We start from the raw sequence: 25,729 nt of genomic DNA on the forward strand, positions 1-25,729 counted from the left end.
CCAGCCCACACTTGGCCGGCGGCTTGACGCTCACCTTCGGCGACACCGCAGGCTGTTTTCAGCAGACGGTCCAGATCGCTTTCGGCTCACCGCCAGATCGCAACGAGCACGTCCCACCGATCCCAGCTGCGATCCAATCGATGCCAAAAACGGAGATGACGCGCGATGAAACCCGCCTTCTCGGGGAATGTCGCAAAGCAGCTCTGGACGCGTATGAATTATTGGTGCGAGCAACGACCGAATCGGGTCCAGTCACGAGCTCCATTCTATTTGGGTTTTTATTGGCAACCATGAAGGTACAGCGGCTATCCCCTTGTCGTGGCTTCCACAAAAGAACGCACTCTGGAATTTTGAGACGCGTTGAAGAAGCAGTCGGGCGGCGTAAGCTCGACGATCTCCCCCATATCCATGAAGACGATCTGGTCGGCGATCTGCCTCGCAAATCGCATCTCATGCGTGACGATCATCATCGACATCCCTTCGTCGGCAAGACCCAGCATGACGTCGAGCACTTCGTTCACCAGTTCCGGATCGAGCGCCGAGGTCGGCTCGTCGAAGAGCATCACGGCAGGCTGCATCGTCAAAGCACGGGCGATTGCCACGCGTTGCTGCTGACCTCCTGATAGCTGAGACGGATACTTGTCCTTCAGTTGCTCCACGCGCACCTTTCTCAACTGCGCCATGGCAATTTCCTCCGCAGCAGCCCGTGTCATCTTCCTTACGCGCCGCGGGGCCAGGATGAGGTTTTCCATGACGGTCAGATGCGGGAAAAGATTGAATTGCTGGAAGACCATTCCGACGTCGCCGGCGAGTTGCCTTGCGTTCGCACAATCGGGATCGAGATCATGACCCGCTACCCTGATTGAGCCTGCGGATCTTCGCTCAAGACCGACGATGCAGCGTACAAGGGTCGACTTGCCCGATCCCGACGGACCGCAGACGACGAACCGTTTTCCGGCCGGCATCTGCAAGGTGATTGCGGTCAAAACCGGGTGTTGGCCAAATCGCTTGGACACTCCGGCGACATCGATCGCCGGATCGGTTGTGTGTCGTTCGGAATCCATGCTCTTGCTCCGAATGCTCATGGCTTCTTCGGAGAGATATCCATGCCAAAATACTTCTGGCTCAGTGTTTTGAACTCGCCGGAGTCCTGTACCGCCTTCAGGCCCGAAGCAAGCGCGGATGCCGTAGCCTTTTCGTTCTGGCGAATTCCAATGCCTGGGCCGATGCCGAAATGCTTGGTGTCCGACAGCGCCGGTCCGATAAACTCAAACTCCTTTCCTTCAGGCTTCTTCAAAAATCCCTCGGAGAGGGCGATCGCGTTGTCAAGGACGAGTTCGACGCGGTCGGCCGACAAGTCAAGAAGAGCATTGTCCAGGCTCGGATAGCTCGTGATTTTTGCTGTTGTCCCTGCAACGTCGCGAACGTAACTCTCGCTGATCGTTCCCGACGCTACACCGATGGTTCTGCCCTTAAGCCCCGCCGGGGTGACATCGGCAGACGATCCAGATTTGCCAACGAAGCGAGGCGGATCGACGTAATAGGGCCCGACGAACGTGATGACTTTCTTGCGTTCGTCGGTGATGTTCATCGAGGCGATGATCGCATCGATCTTCTTTGCCTTGAGTGCAGGAATAAGACCGTCGAACGCGATGGCGGTAAATGTGCAATTCAGCTTGGCCGCCTTGCAGATTGCATAACCGAGATCGACTTCGAACCCTTGCGGCTGGCCATTCGCGTCGACAAAATTGAAGGGAGGAAAGGCACCCTCCGTTCCGATTTTCACGTCTTGCTGTGCGTAAGCCGAGTTGACCGAACATACAGCCGCAAAGACGGCTGCCGTCGTAAGACGCTTCCAATTCATTGGTTCCTCCCAGAGGGGTATCGTTCGAATTTCATTGTCGACAGTCGGCAATCTATCGATGCGAAGATATATGTCAATGGCTGTTCGGCAGATGCCGCCGAAACCGGCGATCGAGGACATTCCAGCTCAACCTGAGCACCTCAACGCAGCAGATGTAGATAAGCCCCGCCCAAAGATATGGGCTTAGTTCAAAGCTCCGCGCATAGACCAATCTGGCGGAACCCATCAGGTCATAGACGGCGACGATGGAGGCGACGGCGCTCGCCTTTACAAGAAGAACGAGTTCATTGCCGAGCGGTCTCACCGCGACGACCATCGCTTGCGGAATCAAGATGTCGACAAACGTGTTGTAGGGGGACAAACCGAGGGTCTGCGCCGCTTCGGTTTGCCCGCGCGCGACCAAGTTTATGGCGCCGCGGTAAATCTGGGCTTGATAGGCTGCGGTGTTCAGCGAAAACGTCAAGATCGTGCAGAAGAAGGGGTCTGCGAAGAGCCACCAGAGGCCGACATGGTCCAGGGCTGTGCGGAACTGGCCGCTTCCATAGTAGACCAGGAAAAGCTGTGCGAGCAGCGGCGTACCGCGGAAGAAGAGCAGGTATGAACTGGCTATGAGACGGATGGATGCACGACCACTGAGAAGCGCCATCGTCAGCGGAATCGCCGCAAGGAACCCCAGAAAGGCGGACACGGCCACGATCTTCAGGGTGACGGCAAAACCGGCCAGAAGCTGAGGGGCAAAATCGGGCAGGAACAAATTCAAGACGCGCTCCTGGCATATCCGCGAGAGAACCGTGCCTCGAGTACACCTGCGGTGCGTTCCGAGACCGTGGTCAACAGGAGATAGATGATGCAGGCGGCCCCGTAGAACGCGAACGGTTGCTTGGTGCTCGATACCGCCAGGCTGGTCGTCCGCATGAGGTCATTGAGCGCGATGATCGAGACCAATGATGTATCTTTCAACAATACAATCCACGTATTCGACAGGCCAGGCATCGCCGCCCGCAGCATCTGAGGTGCGATGACATCCTTGAATGTCTGAAAGCGATTAAGGCCGATCACCTGCGCGGCCTCGGCCTGGCCGCTGGCGATGGAGTTCAGCGCAGACCGGAAGACTTCCGCGGAGAAGGCTCCGAAAACGAGAGCCAGGGAGAATACGCCCGCTGCAAACGGGCTGATCTCGCCAAAGCCGTCAATCCCGATTTCGTCTGCGAACTGATTGAGCAGTTCCTGCGCTCCATAGTAGATCACGATCAGCGTCAGAAGCTCCGGCAAGCCGCGGAAGACTGTCGAGTAGACCGCCGCAACGGACCGCAGGCAAAGACTTTCCGACCTTGATGCCAAGGCCAGCACCAATCCAAGCAAGAGCCCTACCGGAAGCGTCGCAAGTGCCAGCCCAACGGTCAAAACCGTCCCCGACGCGATCTGTCCAGCCCAGTCCAATCTGAAACCTCATCTCACACGTCGCCGATATCTAGCATGGCGAACCTATTGTCCACTGTCGACAATATGGCTCTCAAACCCTTGTTTGAAAGTTTGACATCATGTGCCGTCCGATTGGGGTCTACTGGGAGCCCAAGTCTGGGGAACGTTCGTCTCGGCGGTTGGATGTATTGCAAGGACATATCGGCTTGCCTGGCTCACCTCTCATACTCCGCGGAATGCACAATGTTGGCGCGGCGGCCAACGGCATCCTCCCATTTGCCGGCTGACGGCGACGGCGGCTTCATCCTTCGGGCTAAGTCGCCGTCGCAGCCACTGGAACCAAAGGTCGAATGAAGGATGCCCTCCACAGACGCTATCGAGATCCTATCCAAGCTGGTGGGATTTAAGTCGCTATCGGGTCAATCCAACCACGACATCGCGGACTATGTCGAAACGTTCGCCAGATCCCTGGGGGCGACCATCCAAAGGTTCCCCTCAGCCGATGGCACCCGAACCAGCCTGCTCATGACGCTCGGACCAATGGTTCCGGGCGGAATTGTCCTGTCGGGCCATATGGACGTGGTTCCCGCGGGGAACCAGCCCTGGACTTCCGACCCATTCGCGTTGCGGCAGGCGGATAAACGCCTCTACGGGCGTGGTGCGGTGGACATGAAAGGCTTCCTCGCCCTTGCCCTCTCGCTTGCCGCGACCATGCCCATTGCCGAGCTCACCAAGCCGCTCCACCTTGCGTTTTCTTATGACGAAGAAATCTCCTGTGAAGGGGTAAAACCGATCGTGCGCCATATCGCCAAGTCGGTTCCGAAGCCTCTCGCGGTCATCGTCGGCGAACCCACCGAAATGCAGGTTGTAGGCGCGCACAAAGGCGCGCTCGATTGGACGATCGAGGTTCTCGGCAAGGCGGCCCACTCAAGTCTTCCGCATCTGGGCGCGAATGCCATTCACGCGGCCGCCCGCCTGGTTTGCGAGGTGGAGGAGATTGCCAGGGAGCTTGAGAAGCAGCCGTCACCGAATGCCGAGCTCTACGACGTGCCGCATCCCACTGTCACTGTCGGAGTCATCGAAGGAGGCACCGCTGGAAACGTCATCCCAGCGCGGTGCAGCTTCCAGATGGAGGCCCGAACAGTGGAGCAGGGCCAGGCTGCAACTATCCTTGCCCGGATTTCAAACCTTGCGCGCGATGTTGTGCTTCCTGGGCTGTGCGCGACTGCTCCCGGTTGTGAGATCAAGATCACGGAGCGTTTCGATATTCCGCCACTTGTCAGAGAGGCCTCCAGTGTTGCGGAACAGCTCGTCAGCCGCTTCAGTTCCTCGCCGGATGTGAAGGCCGTGTCGTATGCAACCGAAGCCGGCTTCTTCCAGGCCGCGGGGCTTTCCACAGTGGTCTTTGGGCCAGGGAGCATATCACAGGCTCATCAGGTCGACGAGTTTATCGACAAAGAGCAATTCAGGGAGGGAGAAAGAGTGCTGGCGCTGATCGCCAAAACCCTCTTCTGACGTGGTTCAATTCGCCTCCTGGTTTGCAAGTTGCCGCGACTCGCTGAGGAGATCATCTCGAAACGTCGAGACGAGGACAGAGGGAGCGTTGCTCTCCCGAGACACGATGTACACCGGCCAATCCACGCTGAATCGTTCCGGATTGATCTTTCGCAGTATGCCCAGGTCAACCCATGCCGCAGAGTACTGATCCGGAAGATAGCCGATATGGAGACCCGTCAAGATGAATTCGAGGGTCGCTTCGACGTGCATCGAAACGACGGTTGAGTTCCAATTGGTTTCAACCATTTCCTGTTGCCGCGTTACAAACCCTCGCCGGACGAAATCGACTTGACGAAGGTCATCATCGCTAAGCGCACTTGCCGAACGATCGAAAAGTGGATGCTTCGAACCACAGTAAAGCGATATTCTTTCGGAGTAGGCCTGCTCATACTTCAAGCCATTCAGCGGGCTTCGGCTTCCGGTAAGACCAAGATCGCAACGACCGTCATAGACACCCCGCTCGACATCGTTGGACGGCACAACATTCATGGTTATCTCAACGCCATTCGAACGCTCTCGAAATCGCCGAAGCGCACCAACCAAGGGGTTCAGCCGATCGCTGGCTATGTTTTCCATCTGCCATATCGTCAGTTCGCCCATGAGTTGCCCCTTGGAACCGGCAACCGTTGTTCTGAAACTGTTGATCTCGCTAAAGAGCCGCAGGGTGGCCTCATACACAACCTGTCCCTGTGGCGTCAGCGAGAACCCGCTAGGACCGCGAACACAAAGCTTCAGGCCAAAGCGCGTCTCCAAATCTGCTATGTGGATTGAGATCGTTGATCGACCCAGACCTAGCGTTTCCTCTGCGGCCGCGAAACCATTGCATTCGGTCACCGCCTTGAAGACCCGAAGGAGCCGGATATCAACCTTGTCCAGGGGTGGGATTTCTACGCGCATACTCCGCCTTTCGACCGTGCCTCCGCCGTTTCAGGATAATCCCGCACGACTTGATGGGGTGATGCCAGCCCCATAAATCACAGTTATCGCGAGAGGACCATTTCGCATTGACTAGATCGGACTTATGTGAGACGAAATATTGTCGACAGAAGACAGTCGTCAAAAAACAGCGATGGGGAACGTCAATGAAACTGCTTAAGGGACTCGCTCTCGCGGGCGTAATCGCCATGTCTGCAAGCTGGAACGCCGCTGATGCGGCGGAAAAAATTTCGGTCGCGCACTCGACCTGGATCGGTTACGGCGCGCTCTACATCGCCAAGGAAAAGGGCTTCTTCGAAAAGGCAGGACTTGACGTAAACCTGCAGATCATCGAGGCATCATCCGACGCCATCGCCGCAATGCAGGGCGGTCAGATCAACATCGTCGCCTCGACGATGGACAACTTCGCGCTGTTTTCGGGAAATGGAGCCGACCTGAAGGTGCTGACCGCGCTTGACGAGTCGGCCGGCGGCGACGGAATCGTGGCGAAGAAAGAGATCGCCACCGTCGCGGACCTGAAGGGAAAATCCGTCGGTGTTCAGGAAGGCTCGGTCTCCCAGTTCCTTCTGGCGCAGGCCCTCAACAAGGCCGGATTGACGCTCGAAGACGTCCAAATCATCGACATGAAGTCCGGTGACGCCGGCGCAGCCTTCGTTGCCGGTAGCGTCGATGCAGCCGTGACGTGGCAGCCCTGGCTTTCCAAGGCCGCAGCCACCAAGTTCGGCAAAATTCTGGCCGACACCAGCTCGATGCCCGGCCTGATCGTCGATGCGCTCGCCGCGAAGTCAGACTATGCCAACGAGCACAAGACGGAGATGAAGGCTTTCGTCGGCGCCTACTTCGAAGGCATTGCCTTCATGGGGAAGAATCCGGCGGAGGCGAATGAGATCATTGCTCGCAATCTGAAGATGAGCACCGAGACGCTCGAGGGGACGCTGAAGGACGTTCGCTTCTTTACCAAACAGGACAACGCGGCGTTCTTCTCCGGTGACCGCAGCCCGGCCTTTGCACTCGTGTCGCAGGCCGGTGAATTCTATCACAAGATCGGCGTGCTGCGCTCGACGCCGGACGCGGCAAAGGTCGTCGGCATGGCCGGCGAACTGGCAAAGTGAGCCTGATGGGACCATGCGGACTTTGCAAGTGCTTCCAATGAACAGCGAACTCAAAACGGCGGGCGTCTCTCCGAGACGCCCAAGCTTCCTGATCAAGGTCCAGACATATTTGAGACCCAGGGCAATCCTGCCTGCAAGCGAGCGGATGACGATTTCCGTCGTCGGCGTACTGGCCTTTTTTCTGCTGTGGTTGCTTGTCACCGAGGCCGGTTGGATTCAACCCTTCTTCCTTCCCAGCCCCATCGCAGTCGCCAGTCGTCTGGCCACCATGGTCGTAAACGGCGGCTATTTGGCGGATGTCTGGGCGAGCGCGTACCGTGTATTCGGCGGATTCCTTCTCGCTGCAGCAGTGGCTGTGCCGATCGGCATCCTCATCGGGAACTTCCCGTTCTTCCGTTCCCTTCTCGAGCCGTTGCTCAGCACCGCGCGCTATCTGCCTGCAACCGCCTTCGTGCCGCTGATGATCATCTGGCTCGGGATCAACGAGTCGCAGAAAATCTCGATCGTCTTCATGGGCACGTTCTTCCCGCTAGTCCTGTTCATCGCCAGCATTTCGGAAGGCGTTTCCAGTGACCTGATGAACAGTGCCTACTCGCTTGGAGCGAGCTCGCGACAGGTGTTCTTCAAGGTTCTGCTGCCAGCCTGCATCCCGGCAATTGTGGACGCGCTCCGCATTACGGCGGGCATCGCCTGGACCTATGTCATCGTCGCGGAGCTCGTCGGAGCAGACAAGGGAATGGGGATCGCCATCCTGCAATCCCAGCGTTTTCTTCTGACGGACCAGGTCATCGCCGGCATCGTGGCCGTCGGCATTCTGGGGGTCTTGACCGACCTCGCATTCCGCTATGCGCACCGCAAGTTCTTCCCCTACATGTACTGAGGACCACCATGACACGCGTTCTTGTCGACAACGTCAGCGTGGAATTCGCCCGGCATCGGGAAGCTCCGCAGATAGCGCTGACGAATACCCATCTGGAAATCGAGCAAGGCGAGTTCGTCTGCCTTCTCGGGCCATCCGGATGCGGAAAATCCACTTTGCTCAATGTCGTGGGCGGGCTGGTGGGAGCTTCGACCGGGTCCATCAAGGTCGATGGACGATCGGTTGCCCGACCAGGCCCTGATCGCGGAATGGTCTTCCAGAACTATTCGCTCTATCCATGGCTTACAGTGAGGCAGAACATCGAGTTCGGCCCCAAATTGAACCGCTGGCCGAAGGTCAAGGTCTCCCAAATCGCCAATGAACTCATTGAGATCGTGGGCCTCAAGGAATATGCCGACCAGTTTCCGAAAGTCCTGTCGGGTGGCATGAAGCAACGCGTGGCGATCGCCCGCGCCCTGGCGATGGAACCTAGCGTTCTGTTGATGGATGAGCCGTTCGGCGCGCTCGACGCTCAGACGCGCTCGCGGATGCAGGAACTGCTGCTCGACGTCTGGTCTAGCAAGCGGACCACCGTGATCTTCGTGACGCATGATATCGAGGAAGCCGTCTATCTCGCGGATCGCGTGCTGGTCATGAGCGCACGCCCCGGCAGGATCATCGAAGACTTCAGGATCGAACTGCCGAGGCCGCGCGTCGCCGATGTCGTCGCGAGCGAGGAATTCACCCGCTACCGCAAGCACATGCTCCACCTGTTGAGGCATTGAAGAGGCCTGTTCCGAATTTCGCAGCCATTAGACCGCAGTGGTCGACAAGAAAGGAATGAAATGTCGAACAACGAATTCAATCCAGTGGATTCATCTATTACCCCCAGATACGCCGAGATCGCGACGTTCATGCGCGCCGCACGATCCGAGATTTCGTCCTCTATCGACATCGCTCTGGTCGGCGTTCCACTGGATCTCGGTGCGACGTACCGGTCCGGTGCGAGACAGGGACCGGCGGGCGTTCGCGAAGCCTCCCGCCTGATCCGACAGGTCAACCCGACCACCGGCGTCGCGCCATACCGCATAGCAAACATCGCCGATATCGGCGACGCGCCGACCCATCCCCTCAGCGTCGAGAAGAGCGTCGAGCGCATCGAGGATTTCTTCAAAAGCGTCCACGAAGCCGGGGCCGTTCCCATCTCAGTGGGCGGAGACCACACGGTCCCGCTTCCAATTCTCAGGGCGATCGCGAAGGACGGCCCGGTTGGCCTGATCCAGATCGACTCGCATTCCGATACCTTCGATGAGTTCATGGGCACGAAGTACAACCACGCCACCTTCGTGCGCCGTGCCGTGGAAGAAGGCCTCCTCGATCCCAAGCGGATCGTCCAGGTCGGTCTGAGGGGCACCCGCTATGGCGACGACGACATCGTCTATGGTGGTCAGGTCGGCATCCGAATGATCACGATGGACGAGTTCGAGACGATGGGCCGCGCAGCGGTCATCGAGGAGATCAAACGCGTAATCGGCGCCGGCCGGACTTACTTCTCGATCGACATCGACGGCCTGGACCCGAAGGACGCACCCGGCACGGGTGTCCCAGAACCAGGCGGCATCGTGATGCGGGATGCCCAAATGATCCTGCGGTCGCTCAATGGCATCGATTTGATCGGCGGTGACATCTGCGAGGTCGTGCCATCGCTCGATCCGACCGGGATCACCTGCATCAACGCCGCGAACCTGATGTTCGAGCTCACGTGCCTGGCGGCGGTAGCCCACCAGAACCGCACTACGAAACAGGCTTGATCGGCCCGAACAGAACAAACCTAAGGGAGGACATCATGTCAGGCCAAGCCGCGTTGCGCGAGCTCGCAAACAAGTATTTCGACGCGCTGTATTTCGGGAAGGCGGACCTCTTCGCTGAGGTGTTTCATCCCGCGGCGATGCTCTACTGCTTCACGGAAGCTGAACCCGTAATCATGGGGGTCGACAAGTACATCGAGATCGTGCGGGGCCGTGTTTCACCGGCTTCCCGCAACGATCCAAGGAGAGACGAGGTCGTTTCGATCGAGATCGCCAGCCCCACGACAGCCCATCTTCGGGTCAAGGAGATTTTCATTCCGAAGAACTTCGTGGACGAACTGACCTGCGCCAAAACCGCCGGCGGATGGAAGATCGTCTCGAAGGTTTGGCACTTCGCTTTGGATGCGCAGTGACTGCGAGAATGGAATCGTAAAAATGACAACCGAAAACCAGAAGGCACTTCACACAAGTGCCGAAATTTTCGACGCCTTCATCGAGCGATCCTGGCGGTCAAATGCTGAGCGGCAGAAGGCGAAAGGCGCTGAGTTCGTCATCGGCAAACGCGAAGGCGTTTACATGTGGGACATCGAGGGCAAGCGGCGCCTGATCGACTGCGGCACCGGTGGCGGCGTGCACGCGTTGGGACATCGCCATCCGGAGATCTTGGCTGTGCTGCGGCAGGCGCTCGACGACGGCCGGGACACCGGACTTTGGTCGGTACCCAATGCCAAATATTTGGAACTCCAGGACAAGCTGGCGGCGCTCGCGCCCAAGGCCCATCTGAATCGGAGCGTGATTACTCTTTGCTCAACTCTTTCAGTCGATCTGGCGACAATGTTCGCGTTCCGCGTCACCAAGCGCCAGAAGATGCTTGCCTACAGGCATGGATATCACGGCCATACAGGATTTGCGGCTATCGTCACGGGCTCGCCCGAAGAAGGGATCATCGACCACTATAATCTCCCTTCGCACTCGAACTTTCTCGAGCGGTTCGGCGATCTCGAGGAACTCGACCGTCTTCTTACCTCCGAGATCGCGGCCTTCATCATCGAGCCGATGGACTACGAGACCTTCGAGGCGGCTTCCAACGACTTCTTCACCCAGGCTTCCCGCCTTTGCAAAGAGCGCGGGGTCCTGTTCATCGTGGACGAAACACGCGCAGGTCTGGGTCGATCGGGGACACTGTGGGCTTCGGAGCAGTATGACATCGATCTGGACATGATGATCACCGGGAAGGGCTTGTCGGGCGGCCTGTACCCAGCGAGTGCCGTATTGATGCGGGCGGAGATCTACGAGCACTGCATGAATCAGCATCGGTTCGCGTATATCTCCAGCCTCGGCGGCAACGAGATCAGCTGTGTTGTCGCGGCGAAGGTGCTTGACGTCGCCTCCAGTCCGGCTTTGTTGGAGAACGTCCGCAAAGTTGGAGCGTACCTCCACAACGCCTTCCAAGCGCTCTGCTCGAAACACTCCGACGTTCTCAAGGGCGTTACATCCTTCGGGCTCGCCGTCTCGGTTCAAGTTGCCAACCGGGATCTGGGGCGTGAACTCTACAGGAAAATTCTCGACGATGGCGTTTTATGCCACAGCGTCGCGGAGATCGATCCGCCCGGTCTGAAGTTCTTTCCTCCACTGGTGCTTACCGAAGCGGAGGCAGACCAGATCGTTGATACTCTCGACCGCGCTGGCTCTTCACTGCGCAAGTCTGTGAAGTCTGCCGCGTAATCCGTCCATCCTCCCTGGCGAAGAGCCGGGGAGGTTCTCCACACTGGAAAACGGAGCGAACCAGTACTGTTGCACGGTTTCGTATTCTTTTTCCGCAAGTTCCGCTAAGTTGCCTGCGCTGATGCTGGACCGAATCCGGTAGGCTGCGCCAACCATGAAGAGAGGCCCACCATGGGTGTCGTGAAACAAGATGAAACCAACGGTTTGGTGATCCAGCGTAATTCGGTTGCCGATCAGGTGTACTTCGACCTCCGCGCCAAACTTCTTTCAGGACAGATCGCCCAGGGGGAGCGCATCGTCGAAGCGACCATCGCCAAATCTCTCGGCATCAGCCGCGCGCCGATCCGCGAAGCCGTCAACCGTCTGACCGAAGCCGGACTTCTTGAGAGCCGCACCCATTACGGCACCTCGGTTATCCAGATGAGTGCGGAAAAAATCCGCGAATTGTATGTCGTGAGGAATGCCATCGAGGCGTTGGCGATCAGGGCGGTGGCCGAGCGCCATACCGCCGAAGACGTCAAGAAGCTGCGCAAGCTCATCAAAACGATGTCGAATTTTGCGAAGAATGGCGATTTGCCTGGCTTGGTCGACGCAGAACTTGAATTCCACGAAGCTCTGTGGCGGATGGCCAAGAACCCGTACATCGAAAAGGTCGCCGGGCTTCTGTTCGACCATCTTCGCCTCGCGCTTACGATCGACAATGCAGGTTACAAGAGCCTCATGGACGTGGCGCAGGAGCATGAGCCTCTCGTGCAAGCGATAGAAAGCGGCGATCCAGACAAGGCCGCCGCAGCGCTCGCTGAGCACATAATGACATCACTGGACGCCTTTGCTTCCACGAAATAGCTCAACGCGGCCGGACGGCAGCATCATGAGCTCAGCACCAAATTTCCCATCAATCCCGACATGAGGCCGTTCCTAAAGGCCGAAAATGTCGACAGTAGACAGAAGAGTACTTAATCATGCTCAGAAATTCAGTTGGTGCGGCCATTGACGAAGCGATCGACGCTCATGCGCTTATCGCGGCTTGCCAGGAGGTGGTACGGATCGAGAGCCTCACCGGCCAGGAGGCGGATGTCGCGAAATTCGTCGCCGAAAAGATGATCGAGCTTTCCTTTGACGACGTAAAAATCGATGCGAACGGAAATGTCATCGGGACGGTTTTCGGTGACGGGACCGGCCCATCCGTGATGATCAACGGCCACATCGATCAGGTCCCGGTTGGCGCTATGCAGAATCCGTTCTCCGGTGAGCTCGTGGACGCCGCCCGTTGGGGCGAAAGCGGTCAGGCCATTTTCGGCCGTGGATCGTGTGACATGAAGTGCAACGTCATCTCGGCCGTCTATGCGGTGGGTGCCCTGAAGCGCAGCGGGCTGAAGCCGGGCGGCGATGTCATCGTTGTCGCCGACGTCGAGGAAGAGACCGACTCTCCCAAGGGTGTGAAGTCGGTTATTGAAGGAGGCATTCGCGCGGACTACGGAATCTCCGTGGAATCGACGAGGGGGCAAGTCTATCTCGGTCACCGCGGCAAGCTGGAGTTCGAGGTCTGTTTCCATGGGCGAACCTCCCATGCGTCGGAGCCGTCGAATGGCATCAATGCGATCTATCTATCGACGGCGTTCATCGGTGCCTTGGAGCAATACTCGTCTACGCTGCCCGAAGACGAGCTCCTTGGCCCTGCCACGGTCGTCGTGACCGGCATGCATTCCTTCCCGGACAATGGCACCGCCGTCGTACCGGACCTCGTGAAGATGAGGGTCGACCGTCGCTACATCAGGGGAGAGGATGAAGAGAGCTGCCTGTCGGAAATCCGTCAAATCCTAAAGTCCGCATACGGAGAAACCGAGGGGGTCAAGTGGACGGCCGAAGTCACCAACCATTACCCGTTGATGTTCACCCCACAAACCAGCCTGGTGGCTCAGGCCGCCATCGTCGCCGCACTCGACGTCGACGACACCGCCCCGTCCATCTCCGCCTGGCGTTTCGGCGTGAACGGCACGTTCATGAACGCCGCCGGCATCCCCACGATCGGCCTTGGTCCTGGTGACGAGAAGTGGGCGCATACACCTGAGGAACATGTCGGGACGGCCGACCTCGTCAATTCCGCGCGCAAGATTGCCAGGGCCGTCATGGTTCTGACCAAAGGCGGGGAGGCCTGATATGGGTGGCGAAAAGCAAATCGGCGAGACGACGGTGGCGGACGCCATTCTTCGTCTCATGGAATCCTATGGGATCGACACGATCTTCTCCATCCCCGGGGTGCACACCGTCGACTTTTATAAATCCCTTCCCGAACGGCGGATCAGGCACGTGACGCCTCGGCACGAGCAGGGCGGAGCGTTCATGGCATACGGCTACGCCTTCGCGACCGGCCGACCGGCCGCGTGCATGCTCATCACCGGACCCGGTGTGCTCAACGCTGCCACAGGTATTGCTGAAGCCCATTCGGACTCCATTCCGGTGTTCGTGATCGCCGCGAACAACTTGCGCGGAGAAATCGGAGTGGGCCGCGGCGCCCTGCACGAGACCAAATCGCAGTCCGCTGTCCAGGAGCAGATTGCTGCTTTCACCCATACCTTGCTGGAGCCTTCAAACATCGAGGAGGTTTTCCACCGGGCCATGTCGTCAATGGAGGTGTCGCGTCCGCGGCCGGCCCTGATCGAAGTTCCGAGAGACCTCCTCAGTTCGCAGGTGGCGGTTCCTGGCGAGCAAGCGCTCCAACTGTATAGACCCGGGCCGCACCCGGATGTGATCAGCCGAGTCTCCTCGATGCTAATGGGCGCCAAGCGCCCCATCATGATCGTCGGCGGAGGAGCTCGCAGCTCGAACCGGGAAGTCCTGGCGCTCGCAGAGCAACTTGGCATTCCCGTGGTGACGACGAATACCGGTAAGGGAATCCTGCCAGAAACCCATCCCCTTTCCCTTGGCTCAAGTCTTCCATTCCCTCCGATGCACCGCGCGATCGAGGATGCCGACGTAGTGCTGGCAGTGGGGACGGAACTCAGTGAGACGGACCTGCTCTACACCTGCAAGAGCTACCGGATAAATGGTGCGTTGATCAGGATCGACATCGATCCGCGACAGTTGACCATGAACTATCTCCCGCGCATCGCTATGCTCTCCGATGCCAAGGTCGCGCTCCAGGCGATAGTCGAAGGGTGCGGCGGTGCCGACGCGGATCAGAGTGAAATTGCTCAGCGACGAGTCGCCGGCATCAGGGCGGCAGTGGAAAAAGACGCAGGTTGGTCCGCGGAGTCCCACAAGCACAAGCCGATCTTGGGGGCCATAGCGGCAACGCTTGATCCGAATGCCGTCATCTGCGCCGACTCCACCCAGCTTGCGTACACAGGCAATCACTTCTTCCCCTCGAAAGAGCCTGGCACTTGGCTGTTCCCGAACGGCTACGGCACCCTTGGAAGCGCCCTCCCCGCCGCCATCGGAGCGAAGATCGGCTGCCCGGATCGTCAGGTGGTCGCGATCGTAGGCGACGGCAGCTTCCTCTACACGATCGAGGAACTCACCTCGGCAGTTGAGAATGAAGTCAGCCTTCCCGTTATTCTCTGGAACAACCGGGCATATGGCGAAATCAGAGATGCCATGATTGCGTCGGACATCCCCACAGTGGGCGTGGATCTCTACACGCCCGACTTCCAGATGATTGCGACGGGCTTCGGATGCCATGCCGTTCAAATTGAATCGCTCGAACAGCTCAGCCGTGAGCTCAAGGAAGCTTTCAAGAGAAACAGACCGACCCTGCTCCAGATAGACAATGACGCGGCAATGTTTTCAGGCGCAGGCGTGTCATGAACAACGAGACCCTTGAGGCTGGACTTCGGCAGGTCGTGGGCGAGTCGAATGTCATTGCCGGGCCGCCAGGTGGCCCAGCGCTTGTCGTCAGACCCGGGACCACCAAGGCAGTGGCGGAGTGCCTGAAGCTCTTTCACGGGCAACAGGCTCCAGTGGTTACGCTGGGCGGGCTCACCGGGCTCGTGCATGGTACCCACACCCCATCGCACTACTTCGGAATTTCCACCGAGAGGCTAAATCGGATCGAGAGCTTCGACCCGAGCACGCGCCTGGTTGTGGTGGGGGCAGGAACGAAGTTGGAGGCGGTCCATGATTTCGCTGCGGACCACGATCTACGATATGGGGTCGATCTCGGCGCTCGGGGTAGCTGCACCATCGGCGGAAATATCGCCACGAACGCGGGCGGGAACTCCGTCATCCGCTTCGGCATGACCCGATCCAACGTTGTCGGGCTTGAGGCGGTCCTTTCCGATGGGTCGATCGTTACCGATCTGAGGGGTTTACCTAAGAACAACGCGGGTTACGACCTGAAGCAGATATTCATCGGCTCCGAGGGAACGCTGGGTGTAGTGACCAAAGCGTTGCTGAAGCTCAGCCGACGCCCGGCCGGCACGGCGAGTGTTCTGTTGGCGCTCGACCACCTCAACAGCGCTCTCACAGTGATGGAAGCGTTAGAAAGAGCCTGCGGCCATTCTTTGCTGGCCTTGGAGATCATGTGGAACCGATACTTCGAGAAAGTGAGCACTGCACTGTCGGAAGAAACACCTCCGCTTCCACCGGGCCATCCCGTTTATCTTCTCGCCCAGGTCGAGGGCATGGATAGTGGCGAACAAGCAGTCGACAGTCTGGTCGGAGCTTTGGTGGGCATCGACGACATTATCGATAGCGCGCTGGCGACGACACCTGTCCAGGAGAGCCGTCTCTGGTCCATCCGTGATGGGTCCGATGTCATCGAGCGGGCCCATGAACATGTGCTTTCCTTTGACGTCAGTATGCGACCACATAAGTATGCCGCTTACATCGCAGACGTCGAAGCGCGCCTCAAAGCCCGAATATCAGACGCCGTCGCCTACTATTTTGGGCATCTCGCGGACGGCAACATTCATTTCATGATCGGACACGACGGGTCTTTGTCCGACGCGACACGCCTTATCGAGGAATGCGTCTATGACGCCTTGGCGTCGTACGAACCGTCTTCGATTTCTGCCGAACATGGGATCGGCCGAGAGAAGGCGGCCCATCTTTGGCGATCGCGATCAACGGCCGAAATCGCAGCGATGAACCGCATCCGCGCTGCTCTCGATCCTGCAGGAATTCTAAACCCGCATATATCGTACGAACCCAAGTCTCTTGATGCTCAATACGCATCAGCTCGTTAACGGGAGCAACAGCGTACAATATGCGCGCTACAGCCTGATATTTTTCCCGGCACAACGTGCGGACTTCATCTTTTGGATCTGCTCATCCCCCAGTCGTGAGGCAATGAATGTCGAGCAGGTTGGATGCCCTAACGGATTGTGACGAAGCGCGTCCGACTGGCCGCCGGGCGCAGCATTCCTGGTCGTACGTTGGCGGCAAGAGACGCATCACTCTCAATTTCCGAATCAGGTTCCATGAGGACCTTGCCAAGTCAGTCGCTGCTGGCTGGGACACCAACGTTGCCAGTCGACCGGTAATCAACATACAGATGCGGCGCCAGCATCGCCCGGCGACATCGTTCAGGGTAAGGCCGATTTATCGAGACCCGGCCAAGCCCGGGCTGAGCTTAGCATCGGCATGCTGCTCATTTGCAGGTCGACAGCCCAAGATATTGATCCCATTCGCGTTTTGCAGGATCGTCGGGAATGCATCCATATTTTACATAGGTCGTGCGCAGAGGCAGGGATTGCTTTGATGAAACGAGGAACAACACCAATGTAAACATCCCACAAACAGCCCCCGCGAGGGCCACATACCAAAGCCTGCCCGGAACCCTCTGAGGACTAGCCACGCTTATACCTGGTGAAACCATGGTTGTCGGAGCTTGGCCGCGGTTGAATTGACATTCATCGTCGGACCGGTCTCGCTGAAAAGCTTCAGAATGGAACTCATGCCAATGATGTCGGCCACAAAGAAAAGCTTCCATGTCGAACTTAACCGGGGCAGCACGAAGATACCTAGATCGTACGTTCAAAATGCGCATCCCATGTCTCAAGTCGTCCAGCAATCAATTATCGGCGGACGCACAGGCGGCATCTTGTCTACGCTCACCCCAAATTTTCTAAAGTGATTTGAATGAAACGATGGTTTGACAGCATCAAACTTGGATATGCTTGATGAACGGGAGCTCAACCGTTCTCGCTTGGACGGGCGGCCGACGATCGAACTGAGTGAGAACGACTCATGCCGGCGACTTCGGCCAATTCTCCACCGTCAGCGCCTCCGCATAGGCCGCTCTGATAAGCGCGACGGCCGGCCCGAGGCGGCTTGCATGGCTGTCGGTGATTCCCGAGCGCGTGGATGCCTGCACCGTGGCGACCTGTCAGCAGCCAGTAGTGCATCTCACGAATAAGCTGGTTCTGCAGGATTGGGATTGACGCCGGACGATCGAGTAGTTTCATCAAACGCAATGCCAAAACCAGGGCGCCCGGACCAATCACATTGCCGAGAAAGAATCACGCTGTCCGGGAATAAAAAGCCGCTTGCCCTGGTCCTCCATGCATGAGCTGCTGATTGACCTTGAAGGGACGCCGCACTGCAAACCCACACATTGCCGAGCACGACGGTATCGGTCGACGCGTTCCAGGACCTCTGGAAGGCGATAGGTCGGCCGCCGGCGGCCGGCTGGCTCACCTGTCTGCCGAAGGTGCTGCCGCGGTCGGGATCGGGAAAGCTGAGGTGCCGCGCATGCGAAATGGGTCGTGAATTCGGCAATGCTTGTGCTCGAGAAGCATCCATCTGGATGCATGTTTGCGGTCCAGTGCGTGATTGACACCGATGCGACGTTTGCCCTCACATTCAACGCAGTTGGCGACCCGGGATGTTTCCTCTGGGTTCGATCGCAACGCAGAACCATTCTCGCCCCATGAGCACTCAAGGCGAGGCGCATGTGACGGTGTACCGATGCTAAGCAGCAATGCGCGAGCCGACCGCTTCGGCGAAGTGGTAATGCCCCATCTCGCCGACGCGCTTTCGCTGGCCCGCTGGCTGACCGGCAATGCCACCGACGCCGAGGATGTCGTGCAGGACGCCTGCATGAAGGCACACGCCAACATCGCAAGCTATGCCGGCGGCAATGCACGTGCCTGGCTGCTCACCATCGTTCGCAACTCGTGTTACACATGGCTGGCGCGCAATCGCCCGCGCAGCATCGTCTCGGTGGGCGACCTCGGTGATCTCGACGAGGTGAGCGCCGCTCACGCAGTCGATCCGACTGAGAGCGAAAGCCCGGAGGCGAGCCTGATTGCCAGGGCAGACGTGGCGGCCCTGGAGGCGGCGATCGCCGCTCTGCCGCAACCCTTTCGAGAAACGCTCGTGCTGCGCGACGTCAATGGCCTAGCCTACCGCGATATCGCAGCCATGCTGGGCGTGCCGATGGGCACGGTGATGTCGCGGCTGGCGCGGGCGCGTGGACTGCTGATCTCTGACCTTGGGAGGGCGCAATGAGTGCGCACAACGATGGATTGCCCGAGGACGCCGCAGGCATGAACCTGATGCTGCACGCGCTGATAGATGGCGAGCTTGACGCCGCCGCGGCCATGGCTGTCGAGCGGCGCATCGCGGCCGATCCCAAGCTGGCGGCCGAACATGCCCGCATCATGGTCTTGCAAGGGGCTGTGGCCAGGCTTCCGAAGCCCCAGGTGAGCGACGAGTTCAGCGCGCGCATTGCAGCCATGGCAGCATCCGGCAGCGTCGAGGTGCTGCGGCCCAGAGCGCCGATACGGGCGAAGTCCGCTCGAACGTGGTGGTCGGCGCGCAACTTCGGATCATTCGACTGGCGCACCATGGCGGCCTCGATCATGATCAGCGCTGTTCTGGCCAGCGGCGCGACGCAATGGGCGATGCAGCCTAGCGTAGCCGATAGCTTTGCCGCAGGCGTGGCCAGCGGCCACCAACGCAGCCTGCTGGCGACCAGCCCCGTCGATGTAGTCTCGTCGGACCGGCACACCGTAAAGCCATGGCTCGATGCAAGGCTCGGCCTTTCGCCGCCGGCTCCTGATATGGTGAAAGACGGATTTGCGCTCATCGGTGGCAGGGTCGAGGTCATTGGCGGCCGGGCAGTGCCGGCGCTGGTTTATCGCCACCGCGAGCATTTGATCACCCTTGTCGCCGAGCCGCAAAATGCCGGGGCGGTGACCGACCCCGTCGATCTCTCGGAGGGCGGCTTCTCGCTGGTGCAATGGAGCGACGGCGCCTTCTCCTACTGGGCGATTTCCGACATGGAGCGGCCGGAGCTCGACGACTTCGTGGCGCGCTTCCGCGCCGCGGTCGTCCCCGGCTGATAACCGACCGTCGGCACTCCAACCGATATCGAGTGCCGACCTGCGCTAGCCTTGACGTTCCTGCCCGGGTGACAGACCACGGCAGCATGGCGCCGACGTCGAACGCGTCCTCGTGCAGCGTCGGCTCCAGTTCGGGGCGGACGCCGGCCCCTGTTTTCGGGAAATCTCAAAAGAATTTCGCGCCGCCCGGGAATAAAGGGATGTCCTGATGGGTCTTGTTGTTAGCGGGGCCAATTTCCCGGCACGCACCCAAGAAACGAAAAAAGGATCTACCGAAATGACCAAGCTCGCTCTCAGCGTGGCTGCCATGCTGCTTGCCTCAACCGCTGCCTTTGCCGGCAGCGACCATGGCGGCAACAACTCCAATCAGCCGGTCGCTACCGTTGACACCAATGCCACTGCTTCCATTTCCCCCTCCCCGCGCCAAGCCGGCGTCGACACCATGGTGACGACCGGGCCGCGCCAGGGGTCGGTTCAGGACATCATCACCAGGCACAACAACGACGGCATCTGGGGCCGCTGAAGGCACCCTTCCGAACATCTTCTCTTACCACTCACGATGGAGAGCCAAACCTTTGGCTCTCCATCATCACCCCATAAGGCTGCAGGAGATCACCTATGTTCATGATGACACGTCGCACGTTGCTTGGAACCACGCTCGCCGCGACCGCCTTCGGTCTGGCCGGCAAGCTGGAATTCACCCGTCCCGCCTTCGCCGAAACGTCGGTCGAGCCGACCGTCGGCTTCTACAAATACAAGGTCGGTGATATCGAGGTCACCGCCATCTATGACGGCATCTGGCGCAAGCCGCACGACCCGGCCTTCATCAAGGATGTTTCCGTCGAGGACACCAAGGCAGCGCTTGCCAAGGCCGGCCTGACGACAGACTTCATGCCCATCCCGCTCACCGTCATCGTCCTCAAGATGAACGGCAGGCTGATCATGATGGATGCCGGATCGGGCGTCGGCCAATGGCAGACCAATGCCACCCATCTGCCGGCCAACATGGCCGCCGCCGGCATCGACTATAAGACGATCGACACCATCATGATCTCGCATTTCCACCCCGACCATGTCTGGGGCCTGATGGAAAAGGGGACCGATGCACCGGTGTTCCCCAATGCCGAGCTGATCGTCAACGCCACGGAATACAATTGGTGGACCGACCCCAGCCGGCTGGCCAAGCTGCCGGAAGGCCGCAAGCCGGCGGGCAAGCGCATCGCCGAAAACTTTCCGAAATGGAAGAACTGGAAGCTGGTCAATGACGGCGCCGAAGTCGCACCCGGCATCCAGATCATCGCTGCGCCCGGCCACACGCCGGGACATTCGGTCTACCTCGCCAACTCCGGCAAGGAACAGCTGATGATCTCGGCCGACACCATGTATGTGCCCGCCCTTCTGGCGCCGCATCCGGAGTGGCAGGGCAGTTACGACCAGGACGGGCCGATGGCGATCACCACGCGGCACAAGCTGATCGATCGCGTGATCGCCGACAACATCCGGATCTCGGGTTCGCATTTCCCGTTCCCCGGCACCGGCGTCTTCGTGAAAGACGGCAATGCCTATGGTTTCACCCCAGTTCAGATTTGAGCGCGAGCTCCCAACCCAAGCGAGAAAGATGATGAAGCAATCCTATCTGGGCAAGCACGCCCTGTTTGGCCTGCTCGGCGCCATTGCCGTGCTGACCGTCGTTCCCGTGGCCACTATCATGCCGGCCTATGCGGTCGACGACCTCGAAGGCACCGATGCACCCGACCTCACCGCCGTCCAGGCCAAGATCGCCGTCAAGGACTACAAGGGCGCGCTGGCCGATCTGCGTGATCTCGCGCAGGACAACCAGCAGGCCGACGTCTACAACCTGCTCGGCTTCACGCTGCGCAAGACGGGCGATTTCACCACGGCGCTGACCTACTACAACAAGGCGCTCGAGCTGAAGCCCGACCACAAGGCCGCCCGCGAATATCTGGGCGAACTCTATGTAGAGACCGGCGACATGGCCAAGGCCAACGAGCAGTTGGCGTCGCTGCAGAAGCTGTGTCCCGCCGGCTGTGAAGAACTCGAAGACCTCCACAAGGCCATCGACACCAAGGTGACAAAGTAAACCAGGCAGGTGCTGCAAGGCGCCTGCCCCTTTCCCATTGCCTGGAGCCCATCGTGACAACGACACAAACCGCCTGGAAACCACATCTCACCGACTTGACCCTGCTGACGGGTCGCCTGCTGCTCTCATTGCTCTTCGTGCATGAAGGCCTGGAGCTGGCGACGCATTTCGCCGGTGCAGCCAAGGCGATGACGGCGCTCGGCGTCAGCCTGCCGCTTTTAATAGCCACCATAGCGCTGCAGCTGGGAGCTGGCTTTTCGGTCGGCCTTGGTCTGCAGACGCGTCTGGGCGCGGTGGCGCTCGGACTGTTCTGTTTGGCAACGGCAGCTTTGTTCCACACCAATTTCGCCAACCAGAACGAATTGCTGCATCTCGAAAAGGATCTCGCCATAGCGGGCGGCATGTTCGTCCTGGCCGTAGCCGGCGCCGGGGAGATATCTCTCGATAGGGTGCTGAACGGCCTCGTGAAGCGCCGGCAACAGGACAGAGAGACGGTTGCGGCGCTCATAGCGGCCGGTAGGCCTCTCTCGGTGGGCGAAATCAAGCTTCCATTCTAAACCGGCCAACACGCCGGGCATCATACAACCCGCCCGCCCGGTCGGCGCCCGCAAACTGCCTCGGGGGGTGACGCAAGCCGTTCCTGGCGTGTCCTCCATTTTACGTCCGCTTATCGGCGCGGATAGTAATGCCCAGGAAGGACCTGCGACGATTCCGATCAGCAAGCCTCTTAATCGTTGTTGCAGTCGGCGATCTGCAGAGGTTCAAGGCATCCGTTGTTTGAATTACGTGCTCCCGCGCCGCGGATCATTCGCGGTTCTGGTATGCCAGAAGGCCAAGCATCGCGAGCGTCACTTTTCCGAGATTTGCATGGCTGTCAGAAAACGACACGTACCAACCCGCTCAAGATGATCCATATGCGCCCTGATGATAGATCAGTGCCGGACCGGGCTCCCCGCTCACCACATGCCGGACGCTGCCGAGGATTAGCGCATGGCTGTGGCGAACTATGGTATCCTCGACGGTGCAATCGACCGCGGCAAGCGCACCTTCGAGCGCCAATGCGCCGCTTGCAAGGGTGGACCAGCGTGCACCCTCGTAGCGAGCCTGCCCCTTGAGGCCGCCTCGACCAGCAAAGCGGTCGGCGATCGCGATCTGGTCGGCGCGTAGCACATTCGCGCAGAAGTGCCGATGCCGGCTGATGGCTGCCCATGTCGACGAGCTCAGGTTGATGCTGACGACCATCACCTCCGGTTCGACCGGGAATGGGCTGTGGTAATTGTTGCGCCCGTCCGCTCGTCGCCGCTGCCTGCGGTGACCACGGACACGGCTCCGGCCAGGTGTCGCATCGCAAATTTCAGGGGAATCCGGGTTTCATCCGGCAGAATGCGTTCGGTTAGTGTCATCTGGATAGCCTCATCGTGTTTGCACCTTCACGACGCCCTGCGACGCAACGCCGTCTGGTAACCCAACCATTGGTGAATTTCGGTGGCGATGCTCTCGGCATGGGCGGTGACTTCAGGGATGCCCATCAGCTCGCCGACGCTGCCGCGCGCCAGCGGTCCGCTGATGAAAATATTGTCGGCCGGGTGACCTGACTTACCGACCGCGCGGCCGTGGCTGTCGGTGCCGAGACCAAGGCCGGTTGGGTCAAGACGGACCAGGCCCAGATGTCCAAGGGCGGCAATCGCCGTGTTGGTGCGAAGAATGTCCGCATGCGCCGGCCCGGTCGTCACGATCACGCTGTCGAACGTCTCAACTATGAGGTCGTGTCGGCGCCTTGACCGCTGCGTGACGCGGATACGTCCGTCGGCCGCTTCGGCCTCGACAATCGATCCGGCGCGATAAGCGAGCGTCCCCTCGTCAAGGCGGCGATCCAGCACGACTGCTACCTGTGGCGCGATGCGGAAACGATGCACGTCCCAGAGCGCGCGAAGATGGCGCACCACGCGGCGCTGCTCGGCGAGCGGCAAGGCCTGCCAGATCAACTGCCCCTGACGCCGGACAGCGTCGAGGACCGGATACCAGTCTTCGCCCTGTCGCGTCGCTGCCGCGATCGTGGCCCGGATGCGCCTGAGCAGCACCGTGGCGCTGCGTAAAGGCAGGCTGGTGAAGTCGCCTATCGGGTCGCCCTGCATGGCGGCCTGCACATGCGAGCGATAGCCATGGCGCGACAGTGCCGTGATGCGGCCGCGATGACCTCTACGGTCGAGGGCTGCAATGACGTCGGCCGAGGTCAGACCGGTGCCAACAATGAGAACACGGTCGTCGCGGCCGATCGCCTGCAGCCGTTCGAGATCGTAGGGATTGGCCACCAATCCGGCGACTGAGGCCACGCTGCGCAGCGGCGCCGGGAGGGCCGGCAATGGATGCGTCGCCGCGATCACCACAGCATCGGCGGAAAGCGTTGCGCCATCGGACAGGACAAGCCGGTAGCCCTCGCCACTGCGCTCGACCCAAGCAACTTCGGCCCTGACATGGCGGATCGCCTTGCTTTGCAGGAAGGGCTGCAGGTGGGATTCGACATAGCGGCCGAAGACCCGACGCTGCGGGTAAATCGCGCCGCTGGCGGCGATGGCCTGCGTATCGTCCAGAATAGCGCCGGTCTGCTCCAGCCAGTCGGAAAAATGGCCCTCCTCACCTGAGATCAGCGTCATCCTGGACGCCCGCACGTTGATGCGGTGCGAGGGATCGGCCGTCGAATAGGCCAGACCATAGCCGAGCGCCTCGCGCGGTTCGACGACCACGATATCGGCTGCATCGGCGGGCAGCAGCCGCGCCAGGTGAAACGCGGTTGCGGCGCCGGAAAAGCCGCCGCCAATGATGGCGACCGTCAGTTTCCCAGCCCTGCGGGAAGCGCTCAAGGCTGGCTCGCGCGCAGCGCCGATGGTCGATGATCTCCGGCCACCGTTTCGCCGAACGGTCCCATGTTCACCGTCGTCGGCCGGGTCGAGATTTCGTGATCGAGCGGCAGCAGCGGCAGCACCAGTTCGCCGAAGCGATAGGCTTCCTCCAGATGCGGATAGCCGGACAGGATGAAGGTATCGATGCCAATCCTTCGGTATTCGTCGATCCGTTCTGCCACGGTCGCCGCGTCACCGACCAAGGCGGTGCCGGCGCCGCCGCGCACGAGGCCAACGCCGGCCCAAAGGTTCGGGCTGATTTCGAGCTTGTCGCGGCTGCCGCCATGCAACCGGCTCATGCGCGACTGGCCAACCGAATCCATGCGGGCGAAAACCTTCTGTGCCTCGGCGATCGTCTTGTCGTCGAGGCGGCTGATCAGCCGATCGGCATCGGCCCAGGCCTCGTCATTGGTCTCGCGAACGATGACATGCAATCGGATGCCAAAGCTCACTTCGCGGCCGGCCTTTTCGGCAAGGCCGCGCACATGCTCGACCTTGGCGGCGACGTCCGCCGGCGGCTCGCCCCAGGTGAGGTATTTGTCGATCTGCTCGGCGGCGACCGCATTGGCCGCGTCCGACGAGCCGCCGAAATAGAGCGGCGGGTGCGGCGTCTGCACCGGCGGGAACAGCAACCTGCCATCTTCGATGTGGAAATGCTTGCCTTCGAAGGCTACGGTTTCGCCGCTGAGCACGGCCTTGTAGATGTCGAGGAATTCCCGCGTCACCTCATAACGCTCGTCATGGCTGAGGAATATGCCATCGCCCTTGTTCTCGACCGGATCGCCACCCGTGACCACGTTGATCAGCAAGCGCCCGCCCGAAATGCGGTCGAGCGTCGAGGTCATGCGTGCGGCGAGCGTCGGCGATTGCAGACCCGGCCGCACGGCGACGAGGAAGCGCAACCGCTGCGTCAGCGGCGCCAGCGCCGACGCCACCACCCAGCTGTCTTCGCAACTGCGCCCGGTCGGCAGCAGCGCGCCATAATAGCCGATGGCGTCGGCGGCCTTGGCGACCTGGGTGAGATAGGGCAGATCGACCGCCCTGCCGCCCTCGGAGGTGCCGAGGTAGCGGCTGTCGCCATGCGTCGGGAGAAACCACAGGACCTTAATCCTGGAGGGGGTGGCAGCGCTCATGAATAGTCCTTTGTGACTTTACGG

26 protein-coding genes are annotated in these 25,729 nt (G+C 59.8%); 17 read left to right on the plus strand and 9 right to left on the minus strand.

All coding sequences use genetic code 11. The features are described 5' to 3' along the window. Positions 1 to 305: 305 nt before the first annotated feature. From NLY43_RS10670 to NLY43_RS10685, 4 genes are all read right to left on the minus strand, one after another. Positions 306 to 1,064, minus strand: coding sequence for an amino acid ABC transporter ATP-binding protein (locus tag NLY43_RS10670; RefSeq protein WP_023686792.1), 759 nt, complete (start codon positions 1,062 to 1,064; stop codon positions 306 to 308). A gap of 17 nt (positions 1,065 to 1,081) precedes the next feature. Beyond that, the gene (locus NLY43_RS10675) at positions 1,082 to 1,864 is read right to left on the minus strand and encodes a transporter substrate-binding domain-containing protein (RefSeq protein WP_023686791.1); all 783 of its coding nucleotides are present in this window, start codon (positions 1,862 to 1,864) and stop codon (positions 1,082 to 1,084) included. A gap of 73 nt (positions 1,865 to 1,937) precedes the next feature. Continuing rightward, positions 1,938 to 2,624: an ABC transporter permease gene (locus NLY43_RS10680; RefSeq protein WP_023670591.1), complete on the minus strand. Its 687-nt coding sequence runs from the start codon at positions 2,622 to 2,624 to the stop codon at positions 1,938 to 1,940. Further along, positions 2,621 to 3,304: an ABC transporter permease gene (locus tag NLY43_RS10685; protein WP_023723365.1), complete on the minus strand. Its 684-nt coding sequence runs from the start codon at positions 3,302 to 3,304 to the stop codon at positions 2,621 to 2,623. Before NLY43_RS10685 ends, NLY43_RS10680 begins: the two co-directional genes overlap by 4 nt. A 339-nt stretch (positions 3,305 to 3,643) precedes the next feature. Between NLY43_RS10685 and argE the strand changes: the two genes are divergently transcribed. Continuing rightward, complete coding sequence (gene argE, locus NLY43_RS10690) at positions 3,644 to 4,801, plus strand: acetylornithine deacetylase (RefSeq protein WP_023686789.1); 1,158 nt, start codon at positions 3,644 to 3,646, stop codon at positions 4,799 to 4,801. A 6-nt stretch (positions 4,802 to 4,807) separates the two neighbouring features. Here argE and NLY43_RS10695 read toward each other — a convergent pair whose 3' ends face one another. Then, positions 4,808 to 5,740 (minus strand): LysR family transcriptional regulator, encoded by a 933-nt coding sequence (locus NLY43_RS10695; RefSeq protein ID WP_023710153.1) that lies wholly within the window; start codon positions 5,738 to 5,740, stop codon positions 4,808 to 4,810. Between the two features lie 107 nt (positions 5,741 to 5,847). On the opposite strand from NLY43_RS10695, the gene NLY43_RS10700 reads away from it, so the two are divergent. From NLY43_RS10700 to NLY43_RS10745, 10 genes are all read left to right on the plus strand, one after another. Then, positions 5,848 to 6,891, plus strand: coding sequence for an ABC transporter substrate-binding protein (locus NLY43_RS10700; protein WP_286460877.1), 1,044 nt, complete (start codon positions 5,848 to 5,850; stop codon positions 6,889 to 6,891). 37 nt (positions 6,892 to 6,928) lie between these two features. Continuing rightward, on the plus strand, positions 6,929 to 7,771 hold the full coding sequence (locus NLY43_RS10705) for an ABC transporter permease (RefSeq protein WP_245263934.1): 843 nt from the start codon (positions 6,929 to 6,931) through the stop codon (positions 7,769 to 7,771). 38 nt (positions 7,772 to 7,809) lie between these two features. Next, positions 7,810 to 8,535 carry an ABC transporter ATP-binding protein gene (locus NLY43_RS10710; RefSeq protein ID WP_245267862.1) on the plus strand — a complete coding sequence of 242 codons (726 nt, stop codon included), beginning with the start codon at positions 7,810 to 7,812 and terminating at the stop codon, positions 8,533 to 8,535. A 60-nt stretch (positions 8,536 to 8,595) separates the two neighbouring features. Further along, a complete protein-coding gene (locus NLY43_RS10715) occupies positions 8,596 to 9,561 on the plus strand; it encodes an agmatinase (RefSeq protein WP_023710157.1) in 966 nt (321 codons plus the stop codon). 35 nt (positions 9,562 to 9,596) lie between these two features. After that, positions 9,597 to 9,971: a nuclear transport factor 2 family protein gene (locus NLY43_RS10720; protein ID WP_023710158.1), complete on the plus strand. Its 375-nt coding sequence runs from the start codon at positions 9,597 to 9,599 to the stop codon at positions 9,969 to 9,971. 22 nt (positions 9,972 to 9,993) lie between these two features. Beyond that, entirely contained in the window at positions 9,994 to 11,283 is a 1,290-nt protein-coding gene (locus NLY43_RS10725) for a class-III pyridoxal-phosphate-dependent aminotransferase (protein ID WP_031198966.1), read from the plus strand. Positions 11,284 to 11,454: 171 nt separating this feature from the next. Continuing rightward, positions 11,455 to 12,129 (plus strand): GntR family transcriptional regulator, encoded by a 675-nt coding sequence (locus NLY43_RS10730; protein WP_023670602.1) that lies wholly within the window; start codon positions 11,455 to 11,457, stop codon positions 12,127 to 12,129. Positions 12,130 to 12,245: 116 nt separating this feature from the next. Next, on the plus strand, positions 12,246 to 13,442 hold the full coding sequence (locus NLY43_RS10735; RefSeq protein WP_023710160.1) for a M20 family metallopeptidase: 1,197 nt from the start codon (positions 12,246 to 12,248) through the stop codon (positions 13,440 to 13,442). 1 nt (position 13,443) lies between these two features. Further along, positions 13,444 to 15,090: a 5-guanidino-2-oxopentanoate decarboxylase gene (locus NLY43_RS10740; protein ID WP_023710161.1), complete on the plus strand. Its 1,647-nt coding sequence runs from the start codon at positions 13,444 to 13,446 to the stop codon at positions 15,088 to 15,090. Next, the gene (locus NLY43_RS10745; protein ID WP_023710162.1) at positions 15,087 to 16,469 is read left to right on the plus strand and encodes an FAD-binding oxidoreductase; all 1,383 of its coding nucleotides are present in this window, start codon (positions 15,087 to 15,089) and stop codon (positions 16,467 to 16,469) included. The genes NLY43_RS10740 and NLY43_RS10745 overlap by 4 nt, the downstream gene beginning before the upstream one ends. A 948-nt stretch (positions 16,470 to 17,417) precedes the next feature. Here the strand turns inward: NLY43_RS10745 and NLY43_RS10750 are convergent. Then, the gene (locus NLY43_RS10750) at positions 17,418 to 17,729 is read right to left on the minus strand and encodes an AraC family transcriptional regulator N-terminal domain-containing protein (RefSeq protein ID WP_460221688.1); all 312 of its coding nucleotides are present in this window, start codon (positions 17,727 to 17,729) and stop codon (positions 17,418 to 17,420) included. Between the two features lie 463 nt (positions 17,730 to 18,192). Here NLY43_RS10750 and NLY43_RS10755 point away from each other — a divergent pair, with 463 nt between their 5' ends. From NLY43_RS10755 to NLY43_RS10780, 6 genes are all read left to right on the plus strand, one after another. Next, complete coding sequence (locus NLY43_RS10755) at positions 18,193 to 18,735, plus strand: sigma-70 family RNA polymerase sigma factor (RefSeq protein WP_023670608.1); 543 nt, start codon at positions 18,193 to 18,195, stop codon at positions 18,733 to 18,735. Further along, positions 18,732 to 19,571: an anti-sigma factor family protein gene (locus tag NLY43_RS10760; RefSeq protein ID WP_023723369.1), complete on the plus strand. Its 840-nt coding sequence runs from the start codon at positions 18,732 to 18,734 to the stop codon at positions 19,569 to 19,571. Before NLY43_RS10755 ends, NLY43_RS10760 begins: the two co-directional genes overlap by 4 nt. Positions 19,572 to 19,848: 277 nt before the next feature. Beyond that, a complete protein-coding gene (locus NLY43_RS10765) occupies positions 19,849 to 20,094 on the plus strand; it encodes a DUF680 domain-containing protein (RefSeq protein WP_023670610.1) in 246 nt (81 codons plus the stop codon). 95 nt (positions 20,095 to 20,189) lie between these two features. Next, complete coding sequence (locus NLY43_RS10770; protein WP_023670611.1) at positions 20,190 to 21,161, plus strand: MBL fold metallo-hydrolase; 972 nt, start codon at positions 20,190 to 20,192, stop codon at positions 21,159 to 21,161. Between the two features lie 31 nt (positions 21,162 to 21,192). After that, positions 21,193 to 21,672 (plus strand): tetratricopeptide repeat protein, encoded by a 480-nt coding sequence (locus NLY43_RS10775; protein WP_023670612.1) that lies wholly within the window; start codon positions 21,193 to 21,195, stop codon positions 21,670 to 21,672. Between the two features lie 53 nt (positions 21,673 to 21,725). Beyond that, positions 21,726 to 22,229, plus strand: a complete 504-nt coding sequence (locus NLY43_RS10780) for a DoxX family protein (protein ID WP_023710163.1) — start codon at positions 21,726 to 21,728, stop codon at positions 22,227 to 22,229. Positions 22,230 to 22,572: 343 nt separating this feature from the next. On the opposite strand, the gene NLY43_RS10785 is transcribed toward NLY43_RS10780, so the two are convergent. From NLY43_RS10785 to ssuD, 3 genes are all read right to left on the minus strand, one after another. Continuing rightward, a complete protein-coding gene (locus NLY43_RS10785) occupies positions 22,573 to 22,914 on the minus strand; it encodes a flavin reductase family protein (protein ID WP_286460878.1) in 342 nt (113 codons plus the stop codon). Between the two features lie 188 nt (positions 22,915 to 23,102). After that, positions 23,103 to 24,533: an FAD/NAD(P)-binding protein gene (locus tag NLY43_RS10790; RefSeq protein WP_023670614.1), complete on the minus strand. Its 1,431-nt coding sequence runs from the start codon at positions 24,531 to 24,533 to the stop codon at positions 23,103 to 23,105. Continuing rightward, positions 24,530 to 25,705, minus strand: a complete 1,176-nt coding sequence (gene ssuD / locus NLY43_RS10795; protein WP_023670615.1) for an FMNH2-dependent alkanesulfonate monooxygenase — start codon at positions 25,703 to 25,705, stop codon at positions 24,530 to 24,532. Before ssuD ends, NLY43_RS10790 begins: the two co-directional genes overlap by 4 nt. Between the last annotated feature and the right edge of the window lie 24 nt (positions 25,706 to 25,729).

It is taken from the genome of Mesorhizobium sp. C416B (assembly GCF_030323165.1).
Classification (GTDB): Bacteria; Pseudomonadota; Alphaproteobacteria; order Rhizobiales; family Rhizobiaceae; genus Mesorhizobium.

Bases quoted from the DNA above. Each gene is read 5' to 3' on its own strand.
- NLY43_RS10670 (WP_023686792.1), bottom strand. From the start codon at position 1,064: ATGGATTCCGAACGACACACAACCGATCCGGCGATCGATGTCGCCGGA.
- NLY43_RS10675 (WP_023686791.1), bottom strand. From the start codon at position 1,864: ATGAATTGGAAGCGTCTTACGACGGCAGCCGTCTTTGCGGCTGTATGT.
- argE (WP_023686789.1), top strand. From the start codon at position 3,644: ATGCCCTCCACAGACGCTATCGAGATCCTATCCAAGCTGGTGGGATTT.
- NLY43_RS10695 (WP_023710153.1), bottom strand. From the start codon at position 5,740: ATGCGCGTAGAAATCCCACCCCTGGACAAGGTTGATATCCGGCTCCTT.
- NLY43_RS10705 (WP_245263934.1), top strand. From the start codon at position 6,929: ATGAACAGCGAACTCAAAACGGCGGGCGTCTCTCCGAGACGCCCAAGC.
- NLY43_RS10715 (WP_023710157.1), top strand. From the start codon at position 8,596: ATGTCGAACAACGAATTCAATCCAGTGGATTCATCTATTACCCCCAGA.
- NLY43_RS10720 (WP_023710158.1), top strand. From the start codon at position 9,597: ATGTCAGGCCAAGCCGCGTTGCGCGAGCTCGCAAACAAGTATTTCGAC.
- NLY43_RS10725 (WP_031198966.1), top strand. From the start codon at position 9,994: ATGACAACCGAAAACCAGAAGGCACTTCACACAAGTGCCGAAATTTTC.
- NLY43_RS10730 (WP_023670602.1), top strand. From the start codon at position 11,455: ATGGGTGTCGTGAAACAAGATGAAACCAACGGTTTGGTGATCCAGCGT.
- NLY43_RS10735 (WP_023710160.1), top strand. From the start codon at position 12,246: ATGCTCAGAAATTCAGTTGGTGCGGCCATTGACGAAGCGATCGACGCT.
- NLY43_RS10740 (WP_023710161.1), top strand. From the start codon at position 13,444: ATGGGTGGCGAAAAGCAAATCGGCGAGACGACGGTGGCGGACGCCATT.
- NLY43_RS10745 (WP_023710162.1), top strand. From the start codon at position 15,087: ATGAACAACGAGACCCTTGAGGCTGGACTTCGGCAGGTCGTGGGCGAG.
- NLY43_RS10755 (WP_023670608.1), top strand. From the start codon at position 18,193: ATGCTAAGCAGCAATGCGCGAGCCGACCGCTTCGGCGAAGTGGTAATG.
- NLY43_RS10760 (WP_023723369.1), top strand. From the start codon at position 18,732: ATGAGTGCGCACAACGATGGATTGCCCGAGGACGCCGCAGGCATGAAC.
- NLY43_RS10765 (WP_023670610.1), top strand. From the start codon at position 19,849: ATGACCAAGCTCGCTCTCAGCGTGGCTGCCATGCTGCTTGCCTCAACC.
- NLY43_RS10770 (WP_023670611.1), top strand. From the start codon at position 20,190: ATGTTCATGATGACACGTCGCACGTTGCTTGGAACCACGCTCGCCGCG.
- NLY43_RS10775 (WP_023670612.1), top strand. From the start codon at position 21,193: ATGAAGCAATCCTATCTGGGCAAGCACGCCCTGTTTGGCCTGCTCGGC.
- NLY43_RS10785 (WP_286460878.1), bottom strand. From the start codon at position 22,914: ATGGTCGTCAGCATCAACCTGAGCTCGTCGACATGGGCAGCCATCAGC.
- ssuD (WP_023670615.1), bottom strand. From the start codon at position 25,705: ATGAGCGCTGCCACCCCCTCCAGGATTAAGGTCCTGTGGTTTCTCCCG.